Here is a 7974-nt window from a genome sequence, read left to right as displayed (position 1 = left end):
CATGTCAAGGAGACCCGGACCTCGGCCGATTTCCTCTCGTTTCTGGACGAGCTCGTCAAACGCTACGAGGACCAGCGGCTCTACGTGGTTTTGGACAATTTGAACACGCACAAGAATGAAAAGGCCCGAAACTGGCTCAGGCTTCACCCTAATGTCAGCTTTCACTATACGCCGACCCATGCTTCCTGGGTAAACCTCATCGAATGCTTCTTCAGCATCCTGACCCGACAGGGCCTCCAACACTCTGTTCACAAATCGAGCAAGGACTTAGAGCGCTTCCTCAAGGCTTACTTCGCCAAATACAATGACCACTGTCAGCCCTTCCATTGGACTAAAGGGCCGGAAAAGCTTCAGCACATCATCGAGCTCACCCAGCAATTCCAAGCCGAATATGCTGCTGCGAACCTATGAGGCGATGTACTAGGGGCCTGCGGACGAGCCCCAAGTGGGCTGGATGATCTTCCGGATTTGGTTAGCTTCAGGTATGGCACAGCACGTCCTTTCATCGGCTTCTCGAATGCTCGGCTTCTCTTTTGTCACCTTGCATCTCATCCAGGGATTGTGGAAGACCGGATCCGCCCGCTCTCTCATGGAAGACCTTGTTGGATTCACCATTCTCTTCTTCCTGGGCGCAACGGTGGCTGCCTACCTGGCCTTGCGTCCGGGTAAGGCGTCCAGCTTCTGGGAGCGGATGGCGGACTGGCTCTTTCTTCTGGGTCTGGCTTGCACCGCTAGTGAGACCGTGGTCCTGGTGGTCGCGATTACCTAGCTTGTATTTTTTACAAGCGTTCTCCTGCGGCTTGCGAGATCGAGTTGCTCCGCGGAGCGAAGTTCCGCCGAATCCCCTGGACTTCACAAGAGTCTTGACGGGCATGGCCTCTTTGCTAGTTTGATGGGCCAGAGGGGGATGGGGTTCCCCGAAACTGCCATTTAGGCTGATAACTCCTACCACGCGGCAAACGCGAGAAGGAGGAATCGTGTATCGAAAGCAGCCAGTGGCTTTCATAGAGTTCCTGCAAGGAAACCTGCGATTTCAATCGCGGGAGGAATTGCGGTTGCGCGGAACGCAACACGTGATGTAGTCTTTCCGACAAGCAACGCGTTGTCACCAATCGCAATTGTGTTTACCAAACCGCATACCATGTGATATGGTGCCCGAAGTATCGGATCGACGTGTTGACGGGACCGGTGGCCGAGGAAATGCGAGCGATGCTGGATTCGATTTGCGCGGAAAGAGATTGGCCGATGATCTCCAAGGAGATTCAGCCGGACCACATCCATCTGTTTCTCAGCATTCCTCCCGCCATTGCCGTGGCCGACGCCGTCAAGGTGCTCAAGGGCGTTACGGCTCGCTTGCTGTTTCAACGGTTTCCAGCACTTAAGGAGCGGTTGTGGGATGGACATCTCTGGTCTCCATCCTATTACGTCGGCACCCGCCCGCGCAATGTCAGCGCGCGGAAACCATCCGTCGCTACATCGAACGATCCGAACACGTCACCAAGGAGGCGATAGGCCATGATGCGCACGGCGTCGATCAAGTTGGACGCGTCGCCAGGAGCAGCGAGCGCGGCGCTTGCCGCGCTGCAATCCGACTTTGCGAACGCCTGCCAGCGGCTTTCCGCCGTCGTTCGCGAGCATCGGGTCTGGAATCGGGTGGCATTGCATCAACGGACCTATTCGGATCTGCGTTCTTCGACTCCGCTGGGCAGCCAGATGTGCTGCAATGCCACTCTTTTCGGTCTGCAAGGCGTACAAGGCACTCAAGGTAACCGGGGCGGGATTCCGAAAAGACACGCCGGTTCCGGCAATCAGCTTCCAGCGCGCCAGCGTCCACTTCGACAAGCGCACCTACGCGCTCAAGAAGAATGCCGTCTCGCTTTACACCCTGGGCGGACGCGTCATCGTTCCGATGCGTCTTGGGGAACACCAGCGGCGCATCCTCTCCTTCGGCCGGCCGAAGGAGGCGGAACTGGTCTTTCGCAAAGGCAACTGGTATTTCAACCTCGTCGTCGAATCCGACGACAAGGAGCCGATCGCATCCGGCCCGGTAATGGGCGTGGATGTCGGCGAAAACAATCTCGCGGCACATAGTTTGGGAGGGATATTCGGAGCCGGTCGCCTGTGCGATCGTCGCGACCGCCATCTCGCCCTGCGTCGCCGTCTCCAGTCCAACGGCAGCCGAAGCGCAAAACAGAAGCTTCGGCAGGTCTCCGGCAAGGAGAGGCGGCAACGTCACTCATGTGACACCCGAGAACGAGCAAGGGCCCATCGTACGGGAGGCGCGCTCGAGGCCGGAGTCTCCAAGATCACGATGGAGGACCTGACGCATATCCGCGACCGGATCAAGGCTGGCAAGCGCATGCGCGGAAGATTGCATCGCTGGGCCTTCCGGCAGCTCCAACGCTTTGTCGAGTACAAGGCGAAATCGGCCGGCATCGCGGTCGAATACGTCGATCCGGCCTACACGAGCCAAACCTGCTCGTCTTGTAAACAATTGGGCAGACGCCACGAAGCATCGTTTCTCGTGTGTCCTCACTGTGGTCTCCGGGCGCACAGCGACTTGAACGCGAGTCCGGAATCTTGCCCGGATTGGCGGAACGGCGGTTCCGCCAAGGGCGGCCGTAAGCACGCCTAATGTTGGAGGTGCGGATGTTGGCAACCATGTCTGCGCTTCACGATAAAGCCTGCGACTTCAGTCGCGGGTTGTTTACGTTCTTTGTTCGCTCATCTTCCTGGATGGCGACGCTCCCGACGAAGGATGCCCCGCTCCTGCCAGTGGCCAAAGGGATTCCTCTTCCTTTCCCTCGAACGGAGCGCTCATGACCGGCATTTGGGCGCTTGCCGCGCTCTGGTTCGGACTTGCCGTCCTTGCGAGCCTTGCTTCGAGTTGGTTCCGCATTTCCACCGCGTTGTCCGAAATCGTCGTCGGAATGGTCGCCTCCGTCGTCTTCACGGCCATGATCGGCCCGGACGTCCTTCGCACCGACGAACCTTGGGTTAAAGTTCTCGCCGGCATCGGTGCCATCCTCCTGACCTTTCTCGCTGGTGCCGAACTCGACCCCCGGGTGTTCAGGCTGAAATGGAAAGAAGCCGTGGCGGTTGGTTTGGCGAGCTTCTTCCTGCCATCGATTGGGTGCGCCGCCGCAGGTCATTACCTGCTTGGCTGGGATTGGATGCCGAGCATCCTTGCCGGAATTGCCCTCGCGGCGACTTCCGTTGCGGTCGTTTACACGGTGATGTTGGAGTTCGGGTTCAATCGAACCGACTATGGAAAGACCATTCTCGCTGCCTGTTTCATTACGGATCTCGGCACCGTCATCGCGCTTGGTCTGATCTTCTCCCCTTTCACAAGCAAAACCCTGATCTTCGTTGTCGCCGTAACGGCGGCATTCGTCGGTTTTCCATGGCTTACGCCTCGTCTCTTGCAGCGTTACGGTGGGCGACCATCCGAACTCGAGACAAAGTTTCTGCTCCTGGGCTTGCTGGGAATGGGATCGCTTGCCAGTTGGGCCGGTAGTGAAGCGGTGCTGCCGGCCTATCTAATCGGAATGGCGCTCGCGGGGAGCGTCGGCCGCGATCATGCCCTCATTCGGCGTTTGCGGACCGTCACGGTCGGCGTCTTGACGCCATTTTACTTTACGCGCGCGGGCTACCTTGTCTCGATCCCTGCCGTGATTGCCGCGCCGGCCGGGGTGCTTTTCTTTCTCGTCGTGGAAACCGTCACGAAGATTGGCAGCGTCTACCCGGTCGCCAAGCACTATGGCTCGACGCACAAGGAGGCCATGTACACCACTCTCTTGATGTCCTCGGGGCTCACCTTTGGGACGATCGCGTCGCTCTTCGGCCTCTCGCATGGGATCATCGACAAGAGTCAATACTCAACGCTGGTGGCGGCCATCGTCGGAACCGCGATCCTGCCGACAGTGATCGCCAATCTCTTTTTTCTGCCGCGCCATCTGCTGCCCAAGGAGGAATCAGAGGATTTGGTCAGCAAAGGAGCGGGGATGCAGAAGCCGGCACAGAGAGAGGAGCGGGGTTAGCCTTGGAAGGTATGGTGTTCAAGAACATCCTCGTCGCCAACGACGGATCGGAGGCAGCGTTCCGTGCGCTTGAGCTGGCTCTCGCTCTGGCGCGGGAACATGGATCGGAGCTCCACATGGTTTGCGTGGAGGAGATCCCCTATTTACCGGAATTCATCGAAGAAGTCCGCGAGACGACGGCAAGCGCGGACCGGCGTTTCCACGACGTCATTCAGCGCTCACAGGCAATGGCCGTCCAAGAGCAGATCCATCTCCATACCCATGTTCTCGCAGGGCATCCGGTGCGCGACATCGTGAAACTCGCCGCCGATCTGGGCATCGCCTTGCTGGTCCTTGGGTCCAGGGGCCATTCCGCTCTCTACGAACGGATGATCGGAAGCCGTGCGGATCGCATCGCGCAACTCGCGCCCTGCTCGGTCCTAATCGTGAAGTAAGTCTGCGGGATGGATCTGGCTGCCGCCCACGCTGGCCACTCATTCGCGATCGCCCGGCTCCAGACGGAGGCATCAAGCGAGCTTGAGCTCTTTGCGCCAATTCGGATAGAGGGCGTCGGCGTCGTTGGGAAAGCTTTCAAAAGCACGGGCAAACTCCCGATGCGCTTTTGCCCAGGCCAACGGGTCGGCCTTTGCCTTCCAGCACTCATAGGCCTGACGTAAGGATTTGGCGCCAGCGGCTGGACCATCGACGTGCCCGTAACATCCGCCTCCCGCCGTCATGATGAGATTCCCGTGCCCCAAATTTTCAAAGAAACCCGGGGCCCGAACCGCATTCATTCCACCGGAGATGATCGGCGTCGTGGCCCTCATGCCGTGCCACTCCTGATGGTAATAAGGGCCATCGGCGCTGTCCCTCTCGATCATATAGGCAATGGCCCGGTCATCCTTGCCACCTTCCATCTTGCCGTAGCTCATTGTCCCCACATGAATTCCGGATGCACCCAGGAGTCGGGACAACTTGATGTGAACGAAGGTGGTATAACCGCGGGGATTGACCCCCGATGTAATGGCTCCGTGGCCGGCCCGATGGTAATGAAGAAAGACATTTGGGAAATGGCGGCGCACCGTGGCGACACCGCTTGGCCCGGCGACAAAACCGTCCACGAGAAAGGCCACATGATTCGCATCATTGCCGAAAGCCTGGAGGATGTATTCGCCGCGAGCGATGATTTCCCTGGGATCATCAGCCGTAATGTTGAACGAGAAAAGCTTGGCCTCGCCCGTCTTGTCCTGGGCGCGACGCATCGAGTCGGCCAAGAGCGGAACGACTTCCCGCATAGGACAGAAAGGCTGGTTGCCCTGGGGCTCGTCATTCTTAATGAAATCCCCGCCCATCCAAAAGTCATAAGCGGCATCGGCAAAAGGCTTGGGACGCAGGCCCAGCTTGGGCTTGATGATGGTGCCCACCACGAAACCGCCATCCACAGGATCTCGCCCCAGAACGCGCCACAGGTGGCTGATGTTGAGCGCCGGGCCATCAAAAAGAAGCAAAGCCTTGGGAGGTAGGTAGACATCCAAAAGGCGCAAGCTGGTGAAATCTGCCATTCCCTGGTTATTGCCAATGATGAGGCTGGTGAACTGCGAGAGCATCATCCGCCCATCGGTAATGTTGCGATCGAAGAGCTCCAGCGGATAAGCGAGCTTGATCAAGCCGCCGTCCTCGCCCAAGGCATGCTCGTCGATGGCGTAGACCAAGGCATCCACGCCACGGGTAAAGTCGTCGGTCGTGCTCACCTCCACGTTGGTTCCGGTGGAGGATTCAGCAGCCACGTGCGCCGCCGTCGCCAGGAATCCGTGGCCAGGCTTTGGCTGGAGCCGGTACGTGCAGAGAACGTGGTTGCCCTCCGCAATGAGCCTGGCTTCTTCCAGCTTCAGGTTGCTGTAGCGATGCGACTGGTCATAAGCCATCTGGAATACTCCTATGGTGTATAAGCGGATTATACGGTGTTTGTAGGTCTACGATAGATCCTGAGCTTTTAGGACTGCCCGATCCACAGGCTACCCTTCCCACGACTGTCAGCCCAGAGACTTTTCGTTTTCCGTTCACACGGTTCCCAGCAGGACTGAGGGCCAGCACTGCGGCAAGATTCTCTTGTGGCTGTAGCGGGTAGACTATAACACAACCGTCTACTCTACCTATTGAGCTTTTGTCAAGCCCGCTTCTGGTTCCTCCCAGGGAAAGAACCAGGGCCTTTTTTTATGAACGAGCAAGTGATTCCGCGTCAGGGAGGGAAAGAAAGGCTAAACATGAGGCGACTTTTTCGATGCCATAGGCTCGATGAAATAGCTTTTCCATTTAAGAGCCGATGGGGCAAGGGATTGCGGACTGGAAGTTTCGATTGCCAGTTCTCCGGAAGAAATCGAATGGTTCGATGGGCAGTTGAAGGAGCGCCACTATCTGGGGGCGGGGCGATCGGTGGGCGACTATTTGCGCCAGGTCATTGCCCAAGGTGGGCAGGCGGTGGCGCTGCTGGTTTGGGGGCCGGCCTGCTACGCGCTCAAGGATCGGGATCGGTGGATTGGATGGAGCGCCGTACAGCGGGTGGAGCGGCTGAAGCTGATCGTACAAAATCGCCGTTTTCTGCTGCTCACCCCCAAGGGGCAGGCACCCAATCTGGCCTCTCAAGCTTTGGGAGCGGCCTTGCGGGCGTTGCCGGGACAGTGGCGGGATCGCTTTGGCTACACTCCGCTTTTGGCCGAGAGCTTCACCGATCCGGAGGCATACGCGGGGACCTGCTACAAGGCGAGCAACTGGGAGGCGGTAGGCTACAGCGCGGGCTACAGCCGCCATCGGGCCGATTTTTACCTGCCCAACGACCGGCCCAAGCGGCTCTGGCTGCGTCCTCTTTCGGCCCAAGCGCGGCAAACCTTACGGGCGGCCCAATTACCCGAAGAGTGCCGCGCCGGCTTGAGCGCGAGACCCTCGGGCACGCTGCCGGTCAACGCCCAACAGCTCGACTCATTGCTGGAGGTCTTTTGGAAAGCGCCCGATCCGCGCAAGAAGAACCGCGCCCACTACCCGCGGTCGGATCGGTGTTGTGGACCTTGATCGCGATGGGCGCTTTGGCCGGGCGGCGGGAGATCGCCGAGATCGCCCGTTTTGCCACCAGTCTGACCCAGCCCCAACGCCGTCGGCTGGGCTTGCCGCTCAAGAAGGGCACCGGAGGCTTTCATCCGGTTCCCGGCTACAGTGTCTTCTACCAAGTGCTCACCCGCATGGATCCCGAAGCCTTCGCTTCCAGGCTCACCGACTGGTTGCAAGGGCAGGGCGGCCTGCTGCCGCAGGCGCTGGCCTTGGACGGCAAAATGATTCGTCATCACATTGGCCTCCTGACCTTGGCCCAACAGGAGGACGGCGCCCCGCAAGCGGTGGCGGTCCACGACCGAAAGCAGGACACGCCCCGTTGCGAACAAAGCGCGGCGGTGGCGCTGCTGGAAAAGCTGCCGGCCCTGGATGGCAAAATCATCACCGCCGACCCATTGCATTGTCAGCGGCGCCAGGCCCGCCTCATCGTCGAAAAAGGGGATGATTATCTGTTCGGGATCAAGGGAAACCAGCCTCGCTTGCTCCAAGAGGCTCAAGCCTTGGACGCCTTGCGCGACACCCCCTTTTTACCGACAACCAAATCGGTCATGGCCGAGTCGAAATCCGCAGGCTCCCATGCCTTCCCCATCGAGCCCCTGGCCGTCGACGTCTTCCCCTTTGCCCCGCGCCCTGATCGTGGGGTGCGCAGCCAGCGCACGAAGAAAAAAGCGCGCCCTCACCAGCATCGAGTCCCGGTTACTACCTCTCCAGCGCGCGCACCCGGATCCGTATGCGCCCCAAGAATGGTTGGACTGGATCCGAGGACATTGGGGTGGAGTCGAAATCCGCAACCATTGGCGACGCGATGCCCGGATGGGCGAAGACGGTTCCCGTTCCCGTCAGCCCAACCTGC

At 59.2% G+C, this 7974-nt stretch carries 8 protein-coding genes, 2 pseudogenes and 1 riboswitch; of the genes and pseudogenes, 9 read left to right on the top strand and 1 reads right to left on the bottom strand.

From position 1 onward, the window contains the following. The 6 genes from A37A_RS0101240 to A37A_RS0101215 all read left to right on the top strand — a co-directional run. Window positions 1-411 (top strand): transposase (locus A37A_RS0101240; RefSeq protein ID WP_018289728.1); only part of this gene is annotated, 411 nt, incomplete at its 5' end. Between the two features lie 106 nt (window positions 412-517). Beyond that, window positions 518-769: a hypothetical protein gene (locus A37A_RS15015; RefSeq protein ID WP_018289727.1), complete on the top strand. Its 252-nt coding sequence runs from the start codon at window positions 518-520 to the stop codon at window positions 767-769. Between the two features lie 125 nt (window positions 770-894). Then, a riboswitch (Fluoride riboswitch) is annotated at window positions 895-955 on the top strand. Window positions 956-1143: 188 nt separating this feature from the next. Next, on the top strand, window positions 1144-1512 hold the full coding sequence (gene tnpA, locus A37A_RS15010) for an IS200/IS605 family transposase (protein WP_196799455.1): 369 nt from the start codon (window positions 1144-1146) through the stop codon (window positions 1510-1512). 211 nt (window positions 1513-1723) lie between these two features. Then, window positions 1724-2635 (top strand): transposase, encoded by a 912-nt coding sequence (locus tag A37A_RS15005; protein WP_231363719.1) that lies wholly within the window; start codon window positions 1724-1726, stop codon window positions 2633-2635. A 184-nt stretch (window positions 2636-2819) separates the two neighbouring features. Continuing rightward, window positions 2820-4040, top strand: a complete 1221-nt coding sequence (locus A37A_RS0101220) for a cation:proton antiporter (RefSeq protein ID WP_018289725.1) — start codon at window positions 2820-2822, stop codon at window positions 4038-4040. Between the two features lie 11 nt (window positions 4041-4051). Further along, window positions 4052-4474 carry a universal stress protein gene (locus A37A_RS0101215; RefSeq protein ID WP_018289724.1) on the top strand — a complete coding sequence of 141 codons (423 nt, stop codon included), beginning with the start codon at window positions 4052-4054 and terminating at the stop codon, window positions 4472-4474. Between the two features lie 72 nt (window positions 4475-4546). Here A37A_RS0101215 and A37A_RS0101210 read toward each other — a convergent pair whose 3' ends face one another. Further along, the gene (locus tag A37A_RS0101210) at window positions 4547-5944 is read right to left on the bottom strand and encodes a ribulose-bisphosphate carboxylase (protein ID WP_018289723.1); all 1398 of its coding nucleotides are present in this window, start codon (window positions 5942-5944) and stop codon (window positions 4547-4549) included. 472 nt (window positions 5945-6416) lie between these two features. Here A37A_RS0101210 and A37A_RS21040 point away from each other — a divergent pair, with 472 nt between their 5' ends. From A37A_RS21040 to A37A_RS21030, 3 genes and pseudogenes are all read left to right on the top strand, one after another. After that, a complete protein-coding gene (locus A37A_RS21040) occupies window positions 6417-7085 on the top strand; it encodes a Druantia anti-phage system protein DruA (protein ID WP_018289722.1) in 669 nt (222 codons plus the stop codon). Between the two features lie 5 nt (window positions 7086-7090). Continuing rightward, window positions 7091-7564: pseudogene (locus tag A37A_RS21035) on the top strand (hypothetical protein); the annotation flags it as partial. A gap of 304 nt (window positions 7565-7868) precedes the next feature. Continuing rightward, window positions 7869-7974, top strand: a pseudogene (locus A37A_RS21030) (DDE transposase family protein); the annotation flags it as partial.

The organism is Verrucomicrobium sp. 3C (genome assembly GCF_000379365.1).
Lineage (GTDB): Bacteria > Verrucomicrobiota > Verrucomicrobiia > Methylacidiphilales > Methylacidiphilaceae > Methylacidimicrobium.
This window is presented reverse-complemented; position numbering and strand designations above follow the sequence as displayed.

Excerpts from the sequence above, each read along its gene's own strand:
- A37A_RS0101220 (WP_018289725.1), top strand. The coding sequence starts at position 2,820 with ATGACCGGCATTTGGGCGCTTGCCGCGCTCTGGTTCGGACTTGCCGTC.
- A37A_RS0101215 (WP_018289724.1), top strand. The coding sequence starts at position 4,052 with ATGGTGTTCAAGAACATCCTCGTCGCCAACGACGGATCGGAGGCAGCG.
- A37A_RS15005 (WP_231363719.1), top strand. The coding sequence starts at position 1,724 with ATGCCACTCTTTTCGGTCTGCAAGGCGTACAAGGCACTCAAGGTAACC.
- A37A_RS15015 (WP_018289727.1), top strand. The coding sequence starts at position 518 with ATGCTCGGCTTCTCTTTTGTCACCTTGCATCTCATCCAGGGATTGTGG.
- A37A_RS0101210 (WP_018289723.1), bottom strand. The coding sequence starts at position 5,944 with ATGGCTTATGACCAGTCGCATCGCTACAGCAACCTGAAGCTGGAAGAA.